Origin of the sequence: Nocardioides gilvus (genome assembly GCF_003194605.1) — a bacterium.
Lineage (GTDB): Bacteria > Actinomycetota > Actinomycetes > Propionibacteriales > Nocardioidaceae > Nocardioides > Nocardioides gilvus.
This window is the reverse complement of the sequence record NZ_QHKY01000001.1, coordinates 183,834-206,726: the sequence shown is the minus strand read 5'-3', so window position 1 is coordinate 206,726 and position 22,893 is coordinate 183,834. Positions and strand designations below refer to the sequence as shown.

20 protein-coding genes are annotated in these 22,893 nt (G+C 69.2%); 17 read left to right on the top strand and 3 right to left on the bottom strand.

Annotated elements, in window-relative coordinates:
- Positions 1-7 precede the first annotated feature (7 nt).
- From DNK52_RS00930 to DNK52_RS00920, 3 genes are all read left to right on the top strand, one after another.
- The gene (locus DNK52_RS00930) at positions 8-733 is read left to right on the top strand and encodes a methyltransferase domain-containing protein (protein WP_110238689.1); all 726 of its coding nucleotides are present in this window, start codon (positions 8-10) and stop codon (positions 731-733) included.
- Between the two features lie 63 nt (positions 734-796).
- Positions 797-1,981, top strand: coding sequence for a DNA polymerase IV (gene dinB, locus DNK52_RS00925; RefSeq protein ID WP_110239895.1), 1,185 nt, complete (start codon positions 797-799; stop codon positions 1,979-1,981).
- 90 nt (positions 1,982-2,071) lie between these two features.
- The gene (locus DNK52_RS00920; RefSeq protein ID WP_110238688.1) at positions 2,072-2,512 is read left to right on the top strand and encodes a DUF3040 domain-containing protein; all 441 of its coding nucleotides are present in this window, start codon (positions 2,072-2,074) and stop codon (positions 2,510-2,512) included.
- Positions 2,513-2,555: 43 nt separating this feature from the next.
- Here DNK52_RS00920 and DNK52_RS00915 read toward each other — a convergent pair whose 3' ends face one another.
- From DNK52_RS00915 to DNK52_RS00905, 3 genes are read right to left on the bottom strand one after another with little or no spacing between them, the layout of a single operon-like run.
- The gene (locus DNK52_RS00915) at positions 2,556-4,814 is read right to left on the bottom strand and encodes a transglutaminase TgpA family protein (protein ID WP_110238687.1); all 2,259 of its coding nucleotides are present in this window, start codon (positions 4,812-4,814) and stop codon (positions 2,556-2,558) included.
- A complete protein-coding gene (locus tag DNK52_RS00910; protein ID WP_110238686.1) occupies positions 4,811-6,049 on the bottom strand; it encodes a DUF58 domain-containing protein in 1,239 nt (412 codons plus the stop codon). Before DNK52_RS00910 ends, DNK52_RS00915 begins: the two co-directional genes overlap by 4 nt.
- A complete protein-coding gene (locus DNK52_RS00905) occupies positions 6,042-6,980 on the bottom strand; it encodes an AAA family ATPase (RefSeq protein ID WP_420812340.1) in 939 nt (312 codons plus the stop codon). Before DNK52_RS00905 ends, DNK52_RS00910 begins: the two co-directional genes overlap by 8 nt.
- Positions 6,981-7,422: 442 nt before the next feature.
- Between DNK52_RS00905 and mraZ the strand changes: the two genes are divergently transcribed.
- The 14 genes from mraZ (at position 7,423) to ftsZ (ending at position 22,890) form a co-directional block, all read left to right on the top strand.
- Positions 7,423-7,851 (top strand): division/cell wall cluster transcriptional repressor MraZ, encoded by a 429-nt coding sequence (mraZ, locus tag DNK52_RS00900; RefSeq protein WP_110238685.1) that lies wholly within the window; start codon positions 7,423-7,425, stop codon positions 7,849-7,851.
- Between the two features lie 235 nt (positions 7,852-8,086).
- Positions 8,087-8,239, top strand: a complete 153-nt coding sequence (locus DNK52_RS15935; protein ID WP_162598545.1) for a hypothetical protein — start codon at positions 8,087-8,089, stop codon at positions 8,237-8,239.
- Positions 8,240-8,247: 8 nt separating this feature from the next.
- Complete coding sequence (gene rsmH, locus DNK52_RS00895) at positions 8,248-9,213, top strand: 16S rRNA (cytosine(1402)-N(4))-methyltransferase RsmH (RefSeq protein ID WP_110238684.1); 966 nt, start codon at positions 8,248-8,250, stop codon at positions 9,211-9,213.
- A complete protein-coding gene (ftsL, locus tag DNK52_RS00890) occupies positions 9,210-9,770 on the top strand; it encodes a cell division protein FtsL (protein ID WP_110238683.1) in 561 nt (186 codons plus the stop codon). The genes rsmH and ftsL overlap by 4 nt, the downstream gene beginning before the upstream one ends.
- Before the next feature lie 120 nt (positions 9,771-9,890).
- Positions 9,891-11,669, top strand: a complete 1,779-nt coding sequence (locus tag DNK52_RS00885) for a peptidoglycan D,D-transpeptidase FtsI family protein (RefSeq protein ID WP_239455298.1) — start codon at positions 9,891-9,893, stop codon at positions 11,667-11,669.
- A gap of 43 nt (positions 11,670-11,712) precedes the next feature.
- Positions 11,713-13,248 (top strand): UDP-N-acetylmuramoyl-L-alanyl-D-glutamate--2,6-diaminopimelate ligase, encoded by a 1,536-nt coding sequence (locus DNK52_RS00880; RefSeq protein WP_110238681.1) that lies wholly within the window; start codon positions 11,713-11,715, stop codon positions 13,246-13,248.
- Between the two features lie 5 nt (positions 13,249-13,253).
- Entirely contained in the window at positions 13,254-14,633 is a 1,380-nt protein-coding gene (locus DNK52_RS00875) for a UDP-N-acetylmuramoyl-tripeptide--D-alanyl-D-alanine ligase (protein WP_239455297.1), read from the top strand.
- The gene (gene mraY / locus DNK52_RS00870; RefSeq protein WP_110238679.1) at positions 14,630-15,703 is read left to right on the top strand and encodes a phospho-N-acetylmuramoyl-pentapeptide-transferase; all 1,074 of its coding nucleotides are present in this window, start codon (positions 14,630-14,632) and stop codon (positions 15,701-15,703) included. The genes DNK52_RS00875 and mraY overlap by 4 nt, the downstream gene beginning before the upstream one ends.
- The gene (locus DNK52_RS00865; protein ID WP_110238678.1) at positions 15,700-16,716 is read left to right on the top strand and encodes a Mur ligase family protein; all 1,017 of its coding nucleotides are present in this window, start codon (positions 15,700-15,702) and stop codon (positions 16,714-16,716) included. Before mraY ends, DNK52_RS00865 begins: the two co-directional genes overlap by 4 nt.
- A 116-nt stretch (positions 16,717-16,832) precedes the next feature.
- Positions 16,833-18,155, top strand: coding sequence for a putative lipid II flippase FtsW (ftsW, locus tag DNK52_RS00860; protein WP_110238677.1), 1,323 nt, complete (start codon positions 16,833-16,835; stop codon positions 18,153-18,155).
- A 12-nt stretch (positions 18,156-18,167) separates the two neighbouring features.
- Positions 18,168-19,238, top strand: a complete 1,071-nt coding sequence (gene murG / locus DNK52_RS00855) for an undecaprenyldiphospho-muramoylpentapeptide beta-N-acetylglucosaminyltransferase (protein ID WP_110238676.1) — start codon at positions 18,168-18,170, stop codon at positions 19,236-19,238.
- Positions 19,235-20,650, top strand: a complete 1,416-nt coding sequence (murC, locus tag DNK52_RS00850) for a UDP-N-acetylmuramate--L-alanine ligase (protein ID WP_110238675.1) — start codon at positions 19,235-19,237, stop codon at positions 20,648-20,650. Before murG ends, murC begins: the two co-directional genes overlap by 4 nt.
- Before the next feature lie 87 nt (positions 20,651-20,737).
- Entirely contained in the window at positions 20,738-21,445 is a 708-nt protein-coding gene (locus DNK52_RS00845; RefSeq protein ID WP_239455296.1) for a cell division protein FtsQ/DivIB, read from the top strand.
- A gap of 245 nt (positions 21,446-21,690) precedes the next feature.
- On the top strand, positions 21,691-22,890 hold the full coding sequence (gene ftsZ, locus DNK52_RS00840; protein WP_110238673.1) for a cell division protein FtsZ: 1,200 nt from the start codon (positions 21,691-21,693) through the stop codon (positions 22,888-22,890).
- Positions 22,891-22,893: the final 3 nt, after the last annotated feature.

The window sequence follows — 22,893 nt, the reverse complement described above, 5'->3', positions numbered from 1 at the left end:
GTGAGACATGTCAGTCAGCGAGCGACGCAGCGCGGCAAGGTCCTCCGTCGTCTGGGGGGCCCTCGCCCCGGTCCTGGACGGCACGGACGGACAAGTGGTGCTCGACATCGGTGGCGGCACGGGAGGCTTCGCCGTGCAGGTCGCGAGGTCGGGGCACCACGTCACCGTGGTCGATCCCAGTCCTGATGCCCTGGCGGCGCTCGGGAACCGGGCGAGTGAAGCAGGTGTGGAGGTCACCGGCCACCAGGGCGACCTCTCGACCCTGCTCGACGTCGTCGGACCCGGAAGTGTCGACGTCGTGCTGTGCCACGGAGTCCTCGAGATCGTCCCTGACCCGGTCGCTGCGCTCGAGGTGCTGGCCCGGGTGCTGCGCCCCGGAGGCACGCTCAGTCTGCTGGTCGCGCAGCGACATGCCGCCGTCATCGCCAGGGCGATGGCCGGACACTTCCACCAGGCCAGGGAGTTGCTCGATCCCGCTGAGGCCGTGCCCGTCCAGGGCGCACGCTCCACTCGTCGTTTCACGGCCCAGGAGATCGAACGCCTGGTCGTCGACCGCGGGTTCACCGTGGACCAGGTGCATGCCGTACGCGTCTTCGCCGATCTGGTCCCGGGGGCTCTGGTCGATCTCGAACCCGGAGCCACAGCAGCGTTGGTGGAGCTGGAGAAGGCGGTCTCGGAGCGATCCGAGTTCCTCCCCCTCGCAGCCCAGGTGCACCTGCTCGCCACTCACTGACCCGACCCCACAGGCCCCGTCGTTCCCGGAGCTCGGTCCTTGGTCGTCCTGGGTGGTCGGGTGATGAGCCGTACGCCGGTCCTGCACGTCGACATGGACGCCTTCTACGCCTCGGTGGCCACGCGTGATCGTCCCGACCTGGCCCAGGTGCCGGTGATCGTGGGCGGCGGGGGACGGGGGGTGGTGCTCTCGGCCAACTACCTGGCCCGGCGCAGCGGGGTGACGTCGGCGATGCCGATGACCCGGGCCCGTCGGATCTGTCCTGGTGCGGTGGTGCTCGCGCCGGACTTCGCCCTCTTCGACCAGGTCTCGTCGGCAGTGATGGAGAACTTCCGTCAGGTCAGCCCCCTAGTGGAGGTGCTCTCGCTGGACGAGGCGTTCCTCGACGTCTCGGGTGCAGCGCTGCGTCTCGGAACCCCGACCCAGATCGCGGAAGGGTTGCGGGCCACGATCCACGACGAGCAGCGGATCACCTGTTCGGTCGGGGTGGCTGCCACCCCGATCATCGCCAAGCTGGCCAGCCGCCGGGCCAAACCCGACGGCGTGGTCGTGGTCCGCCCCGAGGAGGTGACGTCCTTCCTGCACCCCCTCGACGTCGGTGAGCTCTGGGGGGTGGGGGAGAAGACCCGGGACCAGCTGCACAGATTGGGTCTCATCACCGTGGGGGACCTGGCCCACACTCCGCTCCACACGGTGCAACGGGCCCTGGGTCAGGTCACGGGCACCCAACTCCACGAGCTTGCCTGGGGAGTCGACCGACGGGTGGTCGCCCGGCGTCTCGGACCTCACGCACCGGATCGTTCGATGGGAGCGGACCACACCTTCGAACGCGACGTCGACGACCCGGACACGATCGACCAGGAGCTGTTGCGGCTCAGCGCGAAGGTCGCTGTGAGGATGCGGGCTGCCCGGGTTGCGGGCCGCACCGTCACGATCCGGATCAGGTTCTCCGACTTCACCACGATCACGCGTTCGCGCACCCTCGCCGAGGCCACCGACGTCACCGTGGAGATCCATCGGGTGGCCACCGCGCTCCACCGGGCCCTCGGTCTGCAACGGGCCCGTCTGCGGTTGGTGGGCGTGCGGGTGGAAGGTCTGGTGCCGCGCATCCAGGTGCATCGACAGATGGTGCTGGGGGAGCCGGAGCGAGGGTGGTCAGAGGCCGAACGAGCCATGGATGCTGCAACCCGCCGGTTCGGTTCTGCAGCCGTGCGGCCGGCCAGCTTGATCAGCCGTGGGAAAGGATGACGTATTTCACCCCTGCGGCTACCGTGGAGGAAGACCGCTGCCTAAACTTGGCCTTGCGGATGCTCCGCTTCAGAACCGTCGGGAGGAAAAGTGCCACTCTCGGAAGAGGAGTTGCGACTGCTCGAGCAGATGGAGCGCGCACTCGTCGAGGACGACCCCAAGTTGGCGCACACATTGCGCGGCACGGGCGTCCAGCGAGCTTCGCGCCGCCGCGCCGTCCTGGCGGGGGCAGCGTTCGTGCTGGGGGTCGTGGTGTTGATGACCGGCGCCATCGCCGCCCAACCCGTGATCGGTGTCATCGGGTTCATCGTCATGCTCGCCTCCGCCACCATCGCGGTGACGTCGCTGCGGGCACCACAACAGCCCTCCCCGACGCCCTTCCGTGCCACACCTCAAGGTTTCGGTGTCGCTGACGGCGGAAGCCGAGGTCGGTCCTCCAAGCGGTCTGTCCGCGGCTCTCGTTCCGGCAGCTCCTTCATGGACCGCATGGAGGAGCGCTGGCGTCGTCGCCGTGACACCGGCGGCTACTGACCACCCCTCAACCCCGGTCGAGGCAACACATCGGGCTGCGCGATCACCTGACCCACGGAGCCAGTGAGCGAGGCAGCCACCGTGCTCGCCGCCGGTCCCCACGGGTCCCAGCAGCCTCCAAGGAAGCCAGGCAGGTCTCCAGGTCCTGGATCAGTGCGGCAGTCGCGGGGCCCGAGGCCCGGCTGAATCGGTGGACCTCGACCGCGTGCACCAGACGTCGCACCGCCGCCTGGGCAGTCGGCTCGTCCGGATCGCACCATTTCCTGACCTGCTCGCCGATCACCTGGGGCGAGCGACCCCCTGGCCAGGGGAGACGGAGATCGATGGCGGTGTCGTGCAACTCCGTCCAGAGGCTCTCGACGTCGACCGACTGGAAACGCCTGTGGCGTCGGCGACGACGGAGCCACCCGGGCACAACTGCAACTCCGGCCAGGAGCACTGCCAGCAGCAGGCCGAGTGCCGTCGCCACCATCCAAGGAGACGGACCGGAGTCGGCCCGGTCTGCCTCTGTCGTCTCCTCGGCGCGCGGCTGGGCCTGCGGCGCCACGGGCTCCTCGGACGGCTCGGAGGAGGGGAGCGACTCCTCCGGCGCAGGCGCCTCCTCGCTCTGCTCGAAGTCGTCCTCCGAGTGCTCCGGGACCCCGGAGGCGCGACTGGCGGGCGTCGGTTCGAATCGCACCCACCCGGAGCCGGCGAAGAAGAGCTCGGGCCAAGCGTGCAGGTCGTGCGCCGAGAACTCCCAGAGGTCCTCGCCCACCGAGCGGGGTTCGAGGAAGCCCACGGCCACTCGGGACGGGATGTTGAGCGTGCGCGCCATCACCGCCATCGAGGCGGCGAACTGTTCGCAGTAGCCGACGCGGCCGGACTCGTCGAGGAAGGCGACCAACTCGTCGTTGCCCACGGAGTCGGCCCGCTCGAGGCTGTAGGTGAACTCGCTGCGGAACCACGACTGGAGTGCTCGGGCCTTGCGGTAGTTCGACTCGCTGTCACCGGTCACCCGATCGGCGAGGTCGGCGACCATCGGCGGCAGGTCATCAGGCACCTCCAAGAACTCGTCGGAGACCAGTCCGGTGCGTTCGGAGGCTCCGTCCAGTGTCTCGACGTCGTAGTCCAACTCCACGCCAGTCACCCGCCAGGACAGGCCCGCGGTGTCGAGGTCGTTGTCGAAGGCGGCGAAGTCCATCGTGGCGAGGTCGTAGCGCCAGTCGCCCTCGGCGGTGACCGTGTCGGTGAGTGGCATGACCGGGAGCCACCGTGACCGGAAAGCCGCGGTGGCCTCGAAGTCGTACCGGGTCCGCTCCTGACCCAGAGCGGGTGCGACCCCCGGCAGTTCGAGCGGTGCACCGTCAGCGCCCTGGACGCGGGCAGCGCGACGACTGCCGCTGCTCCACTCCCGCCCGTTGAAGGCGGCGAGCACGGCGGTGCGTACGTACGAAGGCTTGCGGGTGCCCTCCACCCGCAGCAGGGGTACGTCGGCCCCGCGCACCAGGTCACGCCTCAGGTCGACCAGAGGGCTGGTCAGGGTGACCTCGTTGCTCGCGGAGTCCTTCTGGGGGCCGAATCGGGTCCCGGTCCCGGGCACGACGCTGCTCAGCACCGTGGAGAGCGCAATCGCCCCGACCACGGAGAACACCCCGATCTGCCACGCGCTGACCCGACCGGTGCTCGCGTTCGTGACGAATCCCCGTCGGGACCCGGAGTCCGCGACGTCGTGGCCCCACTGGGTGATCACGTTGGCCTGACTCAGGAAGAGCAGACAGAGGTAGCCCGCGGCGACGAGGACGAAGACGAACCAACTCACCTCCGCGCCCAGGTTGACCGGCACGACCTGGAGCACGAAGAAGACCAGGCCGGTGAGTGCGACCCTCCTGGCCGACAGCGCCAGGAGACTGACCACCACCATGCTCACCAGACCCACCGTGAAGAAGAGGGGGGTCACCGGAGCGACGTCGGTGGGCACAGGGGCGGCATACCGATCAGCAGAGTCGAACGCTGCTGCGAAGACCTCGCCCAGTCGAATCAGACTGTCCGACCTCGGGACCGGGCTACCACTGGTCCACCACAGCAGGAGCAGGCCGGCAGTTGCAGTCTGGAGCAACGTGACCCACACGCCTGCCAGGTCGCGCAGACGTGCCACTGCGTTGGTCAGAGCCAGAAGCAGGACGCAGAAGAGCAGTGGAGTCAGGTGTTCGGAGGTGACCGACAGCGGTCGCCAGGCAAACATGGAGATCCAGACGGTGAGGGCGGCCGTCAACGACATCAGGAGGGCCCGCCCGAAGGTCAGGGGTCCCGGGCGGGTCATCGGGCCACCTGCTGCCACACCCGGTCAAGTGAGTCGGTCCGTCCGAGGAGTCCGGCGCGCCATCCACTCGCGGTGAGCAGGGCCACGGTGTCGTGATCGGTCTCCTCGCTGGGTCGGAGGGCGCCGTGCCTCCAGCCGCCGACGTCCAGGACCACAGCGCGGGGCGAGCGTCCATGTCGTTCCAGTCGGGCCAGGGCCCGATGGTCGGCCGCGGTCGTCCCACCCAGCACCGCGATGACCTGCGTGCCGGTCGGCGTGTTCCGCAACCACGAGAGGTCGAGCGCCCGCTCGCTCGTGAGTTCGACGTCCGCCAGCGACTCGAGCAGCGCGGCCGCGTCGCGGGCGGGCTCCGTCCCGCCCGAGAGCACCGTGTCCAACGACCCGGTGGCGGACGCGAGCGTCACCCGATGGCCGCGTGCGACCAGGTGGGTCACGATCGAGGCCGCCACGACCACCGCGGTCTCGAAGGAGGAGGAGAGACCCCGTCCGCCGTGAGCCACCGCTCGGTTGTCGAGCACGAGCACGGCACGCGCCTGGAGGGGCTGTTCCTCCCGACGCACCATGAGTTCCTCGGTGCGTGCTGACGTCGGCCAGTGGACCCGACGCATGTCGTCGCCCTGGCGGTACTCGCGCACGGTGACGTCCTCGGCATGCCCGACGGAGAACGAACGGGGGCGGCTGTGGCCCGAGCCCGCCCAGGTCTGGGCTGCCAGGCCCACCGAGAGCGGAATCGTGCGGGGCACGGCCACGAGGGGAGTGGTGCTCTGGAAGGTACGACCGAGCTCGACCAGGCCGAAGGGGTCGGTGACCCGGATGGTCAACGGCCCGACCGCGTGGCGCCCGCGCACCTCGGGACGCACCGGGTAGGTGAGGTGCTGGTCCCAGTTGCCGGCAATGCTGTTGAGGACGAACCGCGGGCGCGCCCCCAAGGCATAGGGGAGCACCTCTTCGAGGAGCAGGGTCCCGGTCGCCGTCCGGGCCTCGTTGGTGACCACGAGTCGTACGAGCGCAGGCTCGCCGGCGACCACGACCTGCGGCTCGACCGTGCGCCGCAGGACGAGCCGGTGGCGCGACCGACTCAGTACGTACGCCGACGCGACCGGCAGCAGGATCACCAGGGCACCCAGACGGGCCAGGGAGTCCTGTCCGAGGACGAGTGCGCAGACGAGGGCGGTGATGCCCCCTGCCAGGAAGGTGCGTCCCCGCACCGTCAGGGACGAGAGGGCGTCACGCACGACCGGCGTCCGGTATCGGCACCTGGTTGATGATCGTGGCCAGGATCGCCGTGGTGTCCAGCGCGCTCATCGTCGCCTCGATGCTGGGGAGCAGGCGGTGTGCCACCACCTGGGGGGCGAGCCGCACCAGGTCGTCGGGCAGGACGTAGTCGCGCCCGGCCACGGCGGCCGTGGCCTTGGCGGCTCGGACCAGGTGCAGGGTGGCCCGAGGAGAGGCGCCCAGCAGGAGGTGCGGCGAGGTCCGGGTGGCGGTCGCGAGGGCGACGGCGTACCGCTGGACGGTGGGGGAGACGTAGACCTGGTTGACCGCTGCGATCATCCGCCGGATCTCGTCCGCGGACGTCACCGGTGCCAGGTCGTCGAGCGGGTTGGCGGAGGTGTGGCCCTGGAGCACTGCCAGCTCGGCCTCCTCCACGGGGTAGCCCATCGACACCTTGGCCATGAAGCGGTCCCGTTGCGCCTCCGGCAGGGCGTACGTGCCCTCCATCTCCACGGGGTTCTGGGTGGCCACCACCATGAACGGCTGCTCGAGGGGCCATGTCACGTTGTCGACGGTGACCTGCTTCTCCTCCATGCACTCGAGCAGTGCTGACTGGGTCTTGGGGGAGGCTCGGTTGATCTCGTCACCGACCACGATGTTGGCGAACACCCCGCCGGGGCGGAACTCGAACGCGCCGGTGGTGCGGTTGTAGATCGAGACGCCCGTGACGTCGGAGGGCAGCAGGTCGGGGGTGAACTGGATGCGTCGTACGGTGCCGTCGATGCTGCGCGCCAGCGCCTTGCTCAGCATGGTCTTGCCGACCCCGGGGACGTCCTCGATCAGGAGGTGACCCTCCGCGAGCAGGACGACGATGGCGGTGTCGACCACCTCGGTCTTGCCAGAGATCACTCGTTCGATGTTGGCGCGCAGCCGGTCGGTCACTCGACGCAGGGTGTCGAGGTCGCCACCCGAGTTCGTCATGGTCACGCTGGTCCGCCTGTCGTTCGCTGGTCCGCCCCACTGCGCCGGACGGGTCGGGGCTGTCAGAGCCAACTTAGTCGGCGCATCCACTCCGGGGGGCCGGTGGAGAAGATCGCTCGATCGCCATGCGCAGTCTCCTCCACCGTCCTCCACCCACTCCTCTTCTCCTCCACCGTCGCTCCACCTGCACACCACTCTCGGTGCGAAAGCGCCACCCGGAGGCTCACCACAGCCCTGACCAGCGGTTTTCCCTCCATTCGGTGGGACGCGAGACCTGCGACTCCTGGTTCGCCACACACACCTCCTCCCACAAATAGGGGAGGAGGTGAGGCCGTTTGTGGTTGACGGTGGTGAATCGTGGGGTACTGTGGGGGAAAGTGGTGGAGGAGTCGACTGGGTGGGGAGGTTCCGAATGTTCTTCGGTACCTACACACCCAAACTCGATGACAAAGGGCGACTCTTCCTCCCCGCGAAGTTCAGGGACCAACTGACGGAAGGACTCGTCGTGACCAGAGGGCAGGAACGCTGCTTGACGATCTGGTCGACCGAGGACTTCTCACGACTCACCGAACGCCTCGCCCAGGCGCCGGTGACCAACAAGAGCACCCGTGACTACGTCCGCATGTTGTTCGCGGCCGCCAGCCAGGAGGTGCCCGACAAGCAGGGCCGGATCTCGATTCCGTCGGTGCTGCGCGACTACGCCTCGCTCACCAAGGACGTGGTGGTGATCGGCTCGATGAACCGCATCGAGATCTGGGACCCGACGTCGTGGGCGCAGTACAGCGAGCAGCAGGAGCAGGTCTTCTCCGACCTGAGCGACGAGGTGTTCCCGGGCATCTGAGCCCCAGTGTCAACCGCAGGACCAGCACCACAGCAGCAACAACTGAAGACACGGCGACGTGGGGTGAGGTCTCGGGCCCGCTCTCACGACCTTCTGGCACCACTTCCCCGGTACCAGACGGACTTCTGGACGAGAGCGGGCAGGGACCTGACCGACACGACGCCCCCGCACCACAGCACCGCGAGAACACGAGTTCTCCTCACACGTCAGCAACCGTCAGCACGGGGGTGGATCCATGAACGGCACGCACGTAGACCCCTTGCGGTCCACCTCGCACCCCCGGGTGCGTGAACAAGCACGCGACGTCTTTGCCGTGATGGCCTTCTCGGCGTGCGCCTCCGGTGCTTTCGCCCTGGTCTTCCTGTTGATGCTCCTCATGGGCGAGTAGGGCGGGCGATGACGAACTCACGCCACGTGCCCGTGATGCTCGACCGGGTCGTCGCGCTGCTCCGGCCACCCCTGGACCATCCCGGTGCGGTGATGGTCGACTGCACGTTGGGTCTGGGTGGGCACACCGAGGCGGTCCTCGAGGGATGTCCTCAGGCTCGCGTCATCGGCATCGACCGGGACACCCAGGCGATCGCCATGGCCAGTGAGCGGCTCGCTCGCTTCGGTGACCGCTTCACCGCCGTCCATGCGGTCTACGACGAGATCGCCGAGGTCGTCGCCGACCAGGGGCTGGACCACGTCGACGGTGTCTTCTTCGACCTCGGGGTTTCCTCGATGCAGCTCGACGTGCGCGAACGCGGCTTCGCCTACGCCGAGGACGCGCCGCTCGACATGCGCATGGACTCCACGGTCGGCACCACCGCTGCCGACGTCCTCAACACCTATTCAGTGGGTGAGCTCACCCGGGTGCTCAGGGACTACGGCGAGGAGAAGTTCGCCCGCAAGATCGCCTCGGCCGTGGTGCGCGAGCGTGAGAAGGAGCCGTTCGACCGCTCCGGCCGCCTCGTCGAGCTCCTGTACGCCGAGATCCCCGCTCCCGCCCGGCGTACGGGTGGGCACCCGGCGAAGCGAACCTTCCAGGCCCTGCGCATGGAGGTCAACGACGAGCTCGGCGTCCTGCGCCGAGCGATGCCGGCAGCCCTCTCGGTGATCGGTGTGGGCGGACGCGTGGTGGTCGAGTCCTATCACTCGCTGGAGGACCGGCTGGTGAAGCGAGCCTTCGCCGAGGTCACCCGACTCGACGTGCCCCCGGACATGCCCATCATCCCGGCCGGGAGCGAACCGCGGATGAAGCACGTGATCCGCGGTGCGGAAGTGGCCGACGAGGCCGAGAAGGAACAGAACCGCCGTGCTGCTTCGGTCCGTCTTCGGGCCGTCGAACGTGTCCTCCCTGACGTCAGGAGCCCCCGATGAGCAGTCCCGCAGTGCAACTGCGCTCCCGGGTCTCCAGTTTCGGTGAGGCCGCGGTCGAGAAGGCCCGTCTGACCGTCGTACCCGTCAACCGCGGACGCGCCCCCAGAGTTCCCTTCATCGTGCTCGTGTCGGCGCTGGCGATCGTCGGTGTGGTGGGACTGCTGCTCTTCAACACCTCCCTGCAGCAGGCGTCCTTCACCGAGGCGAAGCTCACCGAGCAGGCCTCGGCGATGGTGGACCGCGAGGAGACGCTGCGGATGCAGCTGGACGACCTGCGTGACCCGCAGCGGATCGCGGGCGAGGCCGAGAAGATGGGCATGGTGATCCCCGCTGCGCCCGCCTTCCTGCGTCTGGACGGCACCGTGGTGGGGGAGCCTCGCCCTGCGACCCCCGAGGACAAGTTGCGCATTCGTCCCAAGCCCAGGACGGTGCCCGCAGATCTGCGGCCCCGGGTCAACGTGGTCAAGGTCCGCGCCGACAGGGCCGACAGGGCCGACAGGGCCGACCGCGCCGAGCGCCGCGCCGATCGGAGCGCAGAGGTTGAGGGCAGTGACTGAGCCTGCGGGCGGCGTACCCCGCTGACCCGCCCGCCGACACGCCCACCCGCTGTCGCGGACCGGCCGCCGTGCCGGGTTTGAATGGTGGCCCCCATCAGCCCACGAGGGATCGGAGAACCGTTGTCGAGCAGCAGCCGACCCAGCGACGTCCCTCGGCCCGGCCGGGGCCGACGTGGGTCCCCGACGTTCCGTCTGCGCGTCGGTCTCCTGCTGATCGCAGTGGTGCTCTCGTTCTTCGGGGCGCGGTTGCTCCAGCTGCAAGGGCTCGACCCCAACTCCTACGCGGAGATGGCCACCGCCAAGGATGTGCGTGACGTCGTCCTTCCCGCCCAGCGTGGCGACATCCTGGACCGCAACGGAGTGGCACTGGCCGGTTCGGTGAGTGGCCGGATGATCCTGGCTGACCCGTTGCGCACCACCGCTGACGCACCCGCGATCGCAACCCTGCTCGCCGACGAGCTCGACGTCGACTACTTCGAGACGCTGGAGCAGCTGCGCCGGCCCGAGAGTCGCTACGAGTACATCGCGCGTCGCGTCCCGGCCTCCGATGCTCGCGACGTGTTGGACCGGATCAAGAAGGCCGGCTTCAAGGGGATCTGGACGGAGAACGAGCCGATCCGCGACTACCCGGCCGGCGACGTGGCCGCCAACCTGATCGGTTTCATGGGGACCGACGAGCCCCTGGCGGGTTTCGAACGGACCTTCGACGCCCATCTCTCGGGCAAGGACGGACGCAACCGGTACACGCAGGGCAACGGCTACCGGGTCCCGCTGGCCGAGAACTCGATCGTCAAACCCACCAACGGCCACGACCTCACCACCACCCTCGACCGTGACCTCCAGTGGTACACGCAGAAGGTCCTGGCGCAGACGGTCGAGGACTACAGGGCGAAGTCCGGGGTCGCCGTGGTCCAGGACGTACGCACCGGCGAGCTGCTCGCTGTGGCGGACGCCCCCACGTTCGACGCCAACGACCACCTGGCCGCAGATCCCGACGACCTCGGCTCCCGGGCGCTCAGTGACGTCTTCGAACCGGGCTCGGTGCAGAAGGTGCTCACCGCCGCGGCCCTGGTCGACGCCGGCAAGGTGACCGCGCGCACCAGGATCAAGGTGCCTGCCCAGCTCCGGCGGCAGGACCGCCCGATCAACGACTGGTTCAACCATGGGGTCCTGAAGCTCACCATGGCCGGAGTGATCGCCAAGTCCTCCAACATCGGCACCGTGCTCGCCGCGGATCAGATCGGCAAGCGCAAGCTGTCCAGTTATCTCACCGATTTCGGACTGGGTCAGCGCACCGACGTCGGTGCCAGGGGAGAGGCGAAGGGGCTGCTGCCCAACGCCTCACAGATGACGTCGCAGAACAAGGACCGGATCGTGTTCGGCCAGTCCCTCTCGGTGAACGCCGTCCAGATGACCGCCGCGATCAACACCATCGCCAACGGTGGCGTCCGGGTCTCGCCGAGCCTCGTCAAGGGGTCCGCCACCATGGAGGACGGCACCCTGGTGGGGACCGACCATGCCACCAGCTCCCGCGTCGTCAGTGAGCAGGCCGCCCGCGAGACCATGCTCATGATGGAGCGGGTCGTCGACCCCGAGGTGGGCGTTGCCCAGCGCGCCCGCGTGCCGCAGTACCGGGTCGCGGGCAAGACCGGTACGGCACAGCGAGTCGACGAGGACTGCGCCTGCTACGACGGCTCGTTCTCGCTCTCGTTCGGCGGTTTCGCGCCCGCCGACGATCCACGGTTCACGGTCTACGTCGTGATCCATGCCCCAGGTGTCGACGGTGGTGGCGGCTCGGTTGCCGGTCCTGCGTTCGCGAAGATCATGGCTCGGGCGCTGGCCCACTACAGCGTCCCGCCGACCGGCTCCGAGCCCAACCAGGTGCCGGTGGAGTGGTGACCACATGGTGACCCCGGACTCGGCTGGGGTTAGCCTCACTCGGATGGTCGATGTGCAGAAGGTGGCGGCGACGCGACCGGAGACCCCGCCGCGCAGCTCGCCCGCCGAGATCGCGACGTGGCTGGGCTCCATGGTGGGTGACCCGGCTGCGGTCGAGGTCCGCGGAGACGAGTCCGTCGAGATCACCGGTCTGATGCTCAACACCCAGCGAGTCCTTCCCGGCGACATGTACGCAGCCCTGCCGGGCACCAGGGTCCACGGGGCGACGTACGTCCCGCAGGCCTTGGCGGCCGGAGCGCGTGCAGTGCTGACCGACGCTGCCGGAGCTGCGATGGTGCCCGCTGACGTGCCGGTCGTGGTGGTGGACGCCCCCCGGCACCACCTCGGTGCGCTGGCCGCCCGTCTGTACGGCGAGCCCGCCACCGCCATGCGAATGGTCGGGGTCACCGGGACCCAGGGCAAGACCACGGTCACCCAGCTGGCGGAGGGCGGTCTTGCCAGGTCCGGGACGCCGGCGGCCGTGGTCGGCACCGTCGGCACGAGGATCGCGGGCGTCGACATCCCCTCGACCCTGACCACCCCCGAGGCCCCGGAACTGCAAGCGCTCTTCGCCTTGATGCGCGAGCGTGAGGTGGAGCTCTGTGCGATGGAGGTCTCCAGCCACGCACTGGTCATGGGTCGCGTGGACGCCGTGCTCTTCGACGTCGCCACCTTCCTCAACCTGGGGCGTGACCACCTCGACTTCCACGCCGACATGGAGGAGTACTTCGCGGCCAAGGCCTCGCTGTTCACTCCCCAACGGGCTCGCCGAGGGCTGGTCAACGTCGACGACGCGCATGGTCGCCGACTCGCCGCCGACGCGAAGATCGAGACCGCCACCTTCTCGGCATCAGGCGCCGAAGCCGACTGGCGAGCAGTCGACGTCAACTGCGGCGCGCACGGATCGACGTTCACGGTGCTGGGCCCCGACGGACTCATTCTGCACACCTCGGTGCCGCTTCCCGGCGACTTCAACGTGGCGAACGCACTGGCCGCCATCGCCTCGGTCGCACTCGCCGGTCAGGACCCGGTCGGCGTGGCTGCGGGGATCGCGAACGGTCCGGGAGTGCCCGGACGGCTCGAGAGCATCGAGGAGGGCCAGGAGTTCGCGGTGGTCGTCGACTACGCCCACAAGCCGGACGCGGTCGAGGCGACCCTGCGTACGCTCCGTCCTCTGACCCGGGGGCGGCTCATCGTCGTGCTGGGGGCCGGCGGCGACCGCGACACCGGCAAACGGCCGCTGATGGGTGAGATTGCGGCGCGCCTGGCCGACGTCCTCGTGGTCACCGACGACAACCCGCGCAGCGAGGATCCTGCCGTCATCCGCGCCGCTGTCCTGGCAGGAGTCACCGAGCCCCGTGCCGAGGTGCTCGAGATCGGTGAACGGCGCTCCGCGATCCGCGAAGCGTTGCGCCTCGCAGCCCCCGGGGACATCGTGTTGGTGGCGGGGAAGGGCAACGAGTCCGGTCAGGAGATCGCTGGCGTGACGTGGCCGTTCGACGACCGTGAGGTCGTGCGCGAGGAGTTGGCGACCCGATGATCCCGATGAGCCTGCCAGAGGTCGCCGAGGTGGTCGGTGGCGTGGTGCACGACGACCCCGAGGGGGTCACGGTCACCGATCCCGCCGGCGTCGACAGTCGCTCGGTCCCCGTCGGTGGCCTCTTCGTGGCCGTGGTCGGCGAGCACGCCGACGGCCACGACTACGCAGCGGGTGCCGTGGCGGCGGGCGCGGCCGCAGTGCTGGGATCGCGGCCCTGCGGGGTCCCGGCCGTCGTGGTCGCCGACCCCGTCGTCGCTCTGGGTCTGCTGGCCCGCCACGTCGTCGCAGCCCTGGGTGTCCGGGTGCTCGCCGTCACCGGCTCCCAGGGCAAGACCGGGGTGAAGGACTACCTGGCCGCCGTGCTGGCGGGTGTGGGGCCGACCGTGGCCACGCTGGGCAACAACAACAACGAACTCGGTGTGCCGCTCACGGCGTTGCGTGCCACGACCGGGACCGAGTACCTGGTCGTGGAGATGGGCGCGCGCGGGGTCGGGCACATCGACGAGCTCTGCGTGATCACGCCGCCCGACGTCGCCGCCGTCGTCAACGTGGGGACGGCCCATGTCGGGGAGTTCGGCAGCCGTGAGCGGATCGCGCTCGCGAAGGGCGAGATCGTCGAGGCCTTGGGGGACGACGGCGTGGCCGTCCTCAACGCCGACGACCCACTGGTCCGGGAGATGGCAACCCGGACCTCGGCCCGGGTGCTGACCTTCGGTGCCGAGGGGGAGGTGAGCTGGCGAGGCCTCGACTTCGATGCGCTCGGGCGCCCCACCTTCGAACTCGGCCACCGCGACCACTGGGCGCGCGTCTCACTGCAACAGCTCGGCGCGCACCAGGTGAGCAACGCCGCAGCCGCGGCTGCGATGTCCCTCGCGGTGGGCGTCGACCTCGACACCGTCGCGACGCGTCTGGGCCAGGTGGTCGAGGTGTCGAGGTGGCGGATGGAGCCCCACGTACGCAGCGACGGTCTCCTGGTCGTCAACGACGCCTACAACGCCAATCCTGAATCGATGCGCTCCGCGGTGCAGACCTTGGGTCACATCAAGGCCTCGCGGGCCGGGCGAACCATCGCCGTGCTCGGCGAGATGCGTGAACTGGGGGCTGACACCCTCACCGGTCACCGGTCGGTCGGGGAGAGCGTCGCGTCGGCCCGGATCGACGTCCTCGTCACGGTGGGGGACAGTGCGGCACAGATAGCCGACGCCGCCCAGCAGGAACATGGGTGGGTCGGTGAGGCGATCATCACGGCGAGCCGGGACGAGGCACTGCTCTGGGTGCGGGAGAATGTGACGGCCACGGACGCGGTTCTGGTCAAGGCATCACGAGGTGCGGCACTCGAACGCATCGTCGAAGAAATCCTCGCGGAAGGGGCTGCAGCCCGATGAAAGCGATCCTGTTCGCAGGTGGACTCGCCCTGATCCTGTCGCTCATCGGCACCCGCGGCGCCATCACGTTCCTCTCGCGCCGTGGTTACGGTCAGGAGATCCGCGAGGACGGGCCCACCACCCACCACACCAAGCGCGGCACGCCGACCATGGGCGGGCTGGTGATCATCGGCTCCTCGGTGCTCGCCTACTTCGTCGCCAAGCTGCTCACCGGGCAGGTCCCCAGTGCGTCGGCCTGGCTGCTCCTCTTCCTCTTCGTCGGTCTCGGGTTCGTCGGATTCCTCGACGACTTCATCAAGATCGTCAAGCAGCGCAGCCTCGGGCTGCGGAGCAAGGCGAAGATGATCGGGCAGACGGTCGTGGCCATCGCCTTCGGCGTGCTCGCGCTCTCGCCGATGTTGGCCAACGACCGCGGGCAGTCACCGGCCTCGCACCACATCTCCTTCATCCGGGACTTCGACGCCTGGAAGGTCCCCACGATCCTGCTCGTGATCTTCATCTGGTTCCTGATCACCGGCTTCAGCAACGCCGTGAACCTCACCGACGGTCTGGACGGACTCGCCACGGGTGCCGCCATGATGGTCTTCGGTGCCTACCTCCTGGTGAACATCTGGCAGTACAACCAGTCCTGCGCGCTCTCGCCGTCGACGAGTTGTTACGAGGTGCGAGATCCGCTCGACCTGGCGGTCATCTGTGCGGCCATCATGGGTGCCTGCTTCGGCTTCCTGTGGTGGAACGCTTCGCCGGCGCAGATCTTCATGGGTGACACGGGCTCGCTGGCCCTGGGTGGGGCGCTGGCCGGACTGGCGATCCTCACCCGCACCGAGCTCCTGCTCGTCATCATCGGTGGCCTCTTCGTCATCGAGACCCTCTCGGTCGTTCTCCAGGTGGGCTTCTTCAAGATCACCAAGGGCCGCCGGATCCTGCGGATGGCGCCGCTGCACCATCACTTCGAGATGCTCGGCTGGGAGCAGGTCACGGTGGTGATCCGCTTCTGGATCATCGCCGCGATGGCCGTCGCCGCCGGCATCGGCATCTTCTACGGCGAATGGGTGGCGGGGATCGGATGAGTCGCCCTGACCTCGACGCCCTGACCCGCAACGACTCCTGGGAAGGAGTCCGGGTGGCCGTGGCCGGGTTCAGCGTCGCCGGGTTCGCCTCGGCCGACAACCTGAACCACCTCGGTGCCAGCGTGGTCGCCCTGGACGAGAGGGCCGATCCCGAGCTCGAGGAGAAGGCCGAGCTGCTCGGCGTCCTGGGGGCGGACGTACGGCTCGGGGAGGGCGTGGCAGACCTGCTGCCCGCAGACGTCGACCTGTTGGTCGTCTCGCCCGGATGGCGCCCGGACTCCGCAGTGGTGCTGCAGGCCCTGGAGCGCGACATCCCGGTCTGGGGTGAGGTGGAGCTGGCCTGGCGACTGCGCGACCCCGAGCACGACGTCCCGTGGCTGGTCGTCACCGGCGTCGGCGCGCGCGGTACGACCGTCCGGATGCTTGACTCGATCCTGCGGGCCGCAGGAGTCAGGTCGGTGGCAGCGGGAAATGTGGGGCTCTCGCTCGTCGAGATCGTCATGGAGCCCGATCCCTACGACGTCATCTGCGCCGACGTCTCGAGCTTCCAGCTGCACCACACCTACTCCATGCGCGCCCAGTCGGCAGCGGTGGTCGGTCTCGGGAGCGCCGGCGAGGACGACTGGCCGCGCTGGCACGCCTCGTACGAGGCCTGGCTGGCCGACACGGCGAAGGTCTATGCCCAGGTCGAGCAGGTCTGTGTCTACAACGTCGCCGACGAGCGGACCCGGAAGATGGTCGAGGAGGCCGACGTCGTGGAGGGTGCCCGGGCCGTCGGTTTCACCTTCGGCATGCCCGGTGTCGGCATGGTCGGGCTGGTCGAGGACATCGTGGCCGACCGCGCCTTCATCCCGCAGCGCGACACCAGCGCCGCCGAGCTCTGCACGATCTCCGACCTCGCCTCGACCGAGCCCGAGTACGTCGCCGCCGCGATCGCAGCCGCGACGCTGGCACGCGCGTACGGCGTTCCCCAGGCGGCGGTGCGCGACGGTCTGCGCGCACACCAGCCCTGATCGCGACACGCGCACGATGTGCTGCTGAACGCCCCGGGGCCGGACGAGACTGGTCACACGCGTCTCGTCGAGTTGATGAGCGCTTGTCAGTGCAGTGGGCGACCGGGAGGAGTGAGATGGCCACCACCGGTGCCACCACGACTCGCCCGGATCCATCGCCCTCGGCCGCGCCCGGAGCCGATGACCGGGCCGATGACGTCGCCGGTGCCTCCAGGGGGTCCGTGTCCGCGTGGGGCGGCGTGCGCCTCGCGCTGCGTGACGGGTTGGCTCACCCGTTGGCGTCGTACTACCTCCTGCTCGGTGCCTCGGCCCTGTTGCTGACCATCGGTCTGCTGATGGTCACCAGCTCCTCCAGCGTGTACGCCTTCCGCTGGCACGACGACTCCTACGCCATCGTGAAGCGCCAGCTCATGTGGGTCGCGATCGGGCTGCCGGCTGCCTTCCTCGCTTCGCGGATGCGGGTCGACCTGCTCCGCAGACTGGTCTGGCCGGCGTACATCCTGGCGCTCCTCCTGCTAGCCCTCGTCCAGGTGCCCGGCCTGGGCGTCGAGGTCAACGGAAACACCAACTGGCTCGCTCTGGGGCCGCTGCAGATGCAGCCCTCCGAGGTCGCGAAGATCTCCATCGTCCTCTGGGCGGCCCACGTCTTCGCCCGCAAGGAGCACCTCCTCGACCGCACCTCCCACGTCCTGGTGCCGGTGCTTCCGGGCATCGGTGCACTGATCGGACTCGTGATCCTGGGGCGCGACCTCGGCACCGCGCTCGTGCTGGCCGGGATCCTGATGGCCCTGCTGTGGGTCGTGGGACTCGACTGGCGCTTCTTCGCCGGGGGTTTCGTGGCGATCGTCAGTCTGGCCTTCGTCGCTGCGTCGACGAGCGCCGTCCGCATGGACCGCCTGACCAACTTCGTCGACCCGATGAAGGACTACACCGACACCGGGTGGCAGGCCTCGCACGGCCTCTTCGCGATGGCGACCGGGCGATGGTTCGGGTCCGGGATCGGTGACTCCACGCAGAAGTGGGGTGACCTGCCGGAGGCGCACACCGACTTCATCTTCGCGGTCCTGGGCGAGGAGCTCGGTCTCGTCGGCACCACCTTCGTCGTGGCCCTCTTCGGCACCATTGCGTTCGCCGCGGTCAGGGTGGCGGTCGCCACGGCAGACCCGTTCGTGCGCTACGCCGCCTTCGGGATCGTGGCCTGGCTGCTGGGCCAGATGATCATCAACGTCGGCATGGTCCTGGCGATCATGCCGGTGATCGGGGTCCCGCTCCCGCTGATCTCCTACGGCGGGTCCGCCCTGGTGCCGTCCCTGGTTGCTCTAGGCCTGCTCATCGGCTTCGCACGGCGCGAGCCGGCCGCCGCAGCAGAGCTCGAGGCGCGTCGGGCTCGCAACTCCGGGGTCTCGGCCCGCCTGAGCTCCTCGCGCCGCACCTCCTAGGCTGGAGTCATCATGCATGTTCTTCTCGCCGGCGGTGGCACTGCCGGACACACCTCGCCCCTGCTCGCCACGGCGGACGCCCTCCGCCGGCTCCAGCCTGACGTGGTGATCACCTGCCTCGGCACGAGCACCGGTCTCGAGGCCCGCCTGGTGCCCGAGGCCGGATACCCCTTGGAGTTCGTCCCGAAGGTGCCGCTGCCCCGCAAGCCCGGCAAGGAGTTGCTGCGTACGCCCGCTCGGTTGCTGGCCGCCCGCACCGCCGCCCTGGAGGTGGTCGACCGCGTACGCCCTGACGTGGTCGTCGGTTTCGGCGGGTACGTCTCCGTGCCGGCCTACCTGGCGGCCCGCTCGCGCAAGCTCCCCATCGTGGTGCACGAAGGGAACGCCCTGGCCGGGATCGCCAACAAGTTGGGGGCCCGGATGACCCGTCACGTGGCCACGAGTTTTCCCGACACCGCCCTGCCGCACGCCACCTGGACCGGACTCCCGATCCGCCGCATGATCTCGACGCTCGACCGGGCGGCGCTGCGCGCCGAGGCCCGGATCACCTTCGGCCTCGACCCTGATCGTCCGACGCTGCTGGTCACCGGAGGTTCCCAGGGGGCGGCGCGGATCAACGCCGCCGTCTCGGGTGCCGCTCAGAGCCTGGCTGACGCCGGCGTCCAGGTGCTCCACGTGGTCGGTCCCAAGCAGGAGCTCCGGGCGCCCGAGACAGGCGTGCCCTACGTGGTTCTCAACTACGTCGACCGGATGGACCTGGCCTACGCGGCCGCCGACGCCGTCGTGTGCCGGGCCGGGAGCAACACCGTCACCGAGGTCTCCGGCGTCGGGCTGCCTGCCGTCTACGTACCGTTGCCGATCGGCAACGGAGAGCAGGCGCTCAATGCCCACCCCGTGGTGGACGCAGGGGGCGGGCTCCTCGTCGCCGATCGGGACCTGACCTCCGACTGGATCAGCTCGGCACTGCCGGCGCTGCTCAACGACGAGGCCGCCCTGGAGCTGATGGGTCGCTCAGCCTCGGACGTCATCCCGCTCGACGCCGACGACAAGTTGGCGCGCCTGATCCTGGAGGCTGCTCGATGAAGGTCCCCGTGCCCGACGTGATTCCGGCAGCCGAGGATCTCGGACGGGTCCACTTCGTCGGCATCGGCGGCGCGGGTCTCTCCGCCATCGCCAGGATCATGCTCGAACGCGGGGTGGTGGTCTCCGGCAGCGACGGCAACGACTCGCCCACCCTGGCGGCCCTGCGCGACATGGGGGCAACCGTCCACGTGGGCCACGCGTCGGAGCACGTTGCCGGCGCCGACACGGTGGTGGTCTCCACCGCGGTGCGCGAGGACAACCCCGAGGTCGTGGCCGCGATCGCCCAGGGAGCACGCCTGTGGCCTCGCTCGGCCGGCCTCGCCTCGGTGATGACGGGCAGACGCACCATTGCCGTGGCCGGCACGCACGGCAAGACCACGACGACCTCCCTGCTCACCTCGGCGTTGCAGGCAGCTGGAGCGGACCCCACGTTCGCGGTGGGCGGGGACTTCGCCGCCTCCGGCACCAACGCCCGTGTCGGCACCGGTGACGTCTTCGTGGCGGAGGCCGACGAGAGCGACGGAGCCTTCCTGGTCTACCGGCCCTTCGGCGCTGTGGTGACCAACGTCGAGGCAGATCACCTCGACCACTTCGGCACCGAGGAGGCGTACCGGGCTGCTTTCGAGACCTTCCTCGGGCGCATCGACCCTGACGGCTTCCTCGTGTGCGTCGTGGACGACCCCGGTGCCGCCGACCTGGCGGATCTCGCCGCCGGGCGCGGACTCGACGTCGTACGGGTCGGCGAGAGCGAGGGGGCCGACCTCCGCCTGGTCGATCTCGAGTTCGTCGGCAGCCGGTCCTCGGCGACCGTGCTGGGCGCCGAGGGCGAGCTCGGGCGTCTGGTGCTCCAGATCCCGGGGCGCCACTACCTCCTCGATGCCGCCGCTGCGCTGGCGGCCGGACTGCGCCTGGGGCACGGCTTCGACGAGTTGAACGCAGGTCTCGGCGCCTACGCCGGAACGCGGCGTCGGATGGAGCGCAAGGGTGAGGAGGCGGACGTGCGCGTCTACGACAGCTACGCCCACCACCCGGTCGAGATCGCGGGCGACCTGCAGGCAGCCCGCGCGCTCGCCGGCGAGGGGCGCGTCGTCGTGGCCTACCAACCTCACCTGGTCTCGCGGACCAAGATCTTCGGCGTGGCCATGGGTCGAGCGCTCGAGGCCGCCGACGAGGTGGTCGTCCTCGACGTCTACCTGGCTCGCGAGGAGGCGGATCCGGCGGTGACCGGTGCGCTGGTCGCCGACGCCTGCGAACTGCCGCCGGGCCGGGTCGCCTACCTCCCGGACTTCGACACCGTCCCGGCCGAGCTCGTACGCCGTGCCCAGCCGGGTGACCTCGTGCTCACGTTGGGTGCAGGGACCGTGACCCAGCTCGGCCCGCGGGTGCTGGAGCTCCTCGCCGAGCGGAACTGATCGATGGCCCAGACCCCTCGGAAGTCCCGGACGCCTCAATCGCCTGACCCCCAGCGGCGCGACCGTGCGGCTGCCTCCCAGGAGCGGATGCGTCAGCGGTTCGCCCGTCGACAGCGTGCCCGCCGGTGGGGGGTGTGGCGTCCGGTGCTGGCTCTTGTGGTGCTCGTGGCCGCGGGCGGGGCGGCCGTGTGGGTCGTGTGGTTCTCCTCGCTCCTGGCCGTGGAGTCCGTGGCGGTCGACGGCATCGACCACCTCACGCCCGATCAGGTGCGGAGTGTGGCTGGGGTCCAGGACGGAACGCCGCTCGCCGAGATCGACCTGGCCGGGGTCGAGCGACGGGTCGAGGCGCTGGCGCCCGTGCTCGAGGTGCGCGCAGAGCGGGACTGGCCGCACACACTCAAGGTCGAGGTGACGGAACGAGAGGCTGTGGCGGTCGCCGAGATCGGTGGCGAGACCCGGGGGATGGATCGCAGTGGCGTCGTCTTCCGCGACTATCCGCAGCCCCCCAAGGACCTGCCACGCGTGCGGGTCGGGAGCAACGTCGACCGGGACGCGCTCGAGGAGGCCGCCACCGTGCTGTCGGCGATGCCTGCCGACCTCGCGGCCAAGGTGCGTCGCGTCAACGTCGAGAGCATCGACCGGATCACCTTGGTCCTGCGCGGCGGTCGCACCGTCCTGTGGGGGAGTGGCGAGTCGTCACAGGACAAGGCCGCCGTCCTCGCGGCCCTGCTGAAGGCCCAGACTGCCAAGTCGTACGACGTCAGTGTCCCCGGGCAGCCGGTGGTGTCGGGTTGAACTTCCCGACTTCTGCTTTTCTTTGCTTTTTCTGACCGGCGCGGCGTGTCCAGGCCGATCGAGGCCTGGAGTCTGCCTACTGTCATGGACAACACGAGGTTGACATAACTATAACCCTCAGGCTCACGGTTAGAGTTCCTTCGGGCTCGAGGGCTTGAGGGGCAGGTCAGTTCGTGCCTACCCACCACACAGACATTCCGGAGTCGCGAGCACTGGCTCGGGCTCGAACCAGAAGGGCGTAGACCGTGGCAGCAGCCCAGAACTACCTGGCGATCATCAAGGTCGTGGGCATCGGTGGAGGTGGCGTCAACGCCGTCAACCGGATGATCGAGGTCGGCCTCAAGGGCGTCGAGTTCATCGCGATCAACACCGATGCGCAGGCACTCCTGATGAGTGACGCCGACGTGAAGCTCGACATCGGTCGCGAACTCACCCGCGGGCTCGGCGCCGGCGCCAACCCCGATGTGGGTGAGCGAGCGGCGGAGGACCACGCGGACGAGATCGAAGAGGTCATCAAGGGCGCGGACATGGTCTTCGTCACCGCTGGTGAAGGCGGCGGTACCGGTACGGGTGGAGCGCCCGTGGTGGCCCGCATCGCCCGTTCACTGGGCGCGTTGACCATCGGTGTGGTGACGCGGCCGTTCTCCTTCGAGGGGCGCCGTCGGGCGAACTCCGCCGAGGAGGGCATCAGCAAGCTGCGCGAAGAGGTCGACACCCTCATCGTCATCCCCAATGACCGTCTGCTGTCGATCAGTGACCGCAACGTCTCGGTCCTCGATGCGTTCAAGCAGGCGGACCAGGTCCTCCTGCAGGGCGTCTCCGGCATCACGGACCTGATCACCACCCCCGGCCTGATCAACCTCGACTTCGCCGACGTCAAGTCGGTCATGGCCAACGCTGGTTCTGCCCTGATGGGCATCGGGTCCGCGCGCGGTGACGACCGCGCTGTCCAGGCGGCAGAGATGGCCGTCTCCAGCCCGCTGCTCGAGGCCTCCATCGAGGGTGCGCACGGCGTGCTCCTCTCGATCGCCGGTGGCTCGGACCTCGGACTCTTCGAGATCAACGAGGCCGCAGCGCTGGTCGCCGACGCGGTGCATCCCGAGGCCAACATCATCTTCGGAGCCACCATCGACGATGCACTGGGCGACGAGGTGCGTGTCACGGTGATCGCTGCAGGATTCGACGGCGGGATGCCCAAGCGCCGGGACTCCGGCTCGGCGTTCAACCGCCCGGCCCAGACCCAGACGCAGGCCCAGACGCGCGAAGCGGCGCAGCAGTTCACCCAGAACGGTGGGGCGCGTCCCGCACCGGCGCCGGTGAATGAGGCTCCGGCTGCCCAGCCGGCGCCCGCCCCTGTCGAAACGCCTGCGGCTGAACGCCCCCGGGTCCAGCGCAAGGTCGAGTTCGACGGCGACGACCTGGACATTCCCGACTTCCTGAAGTGAGTT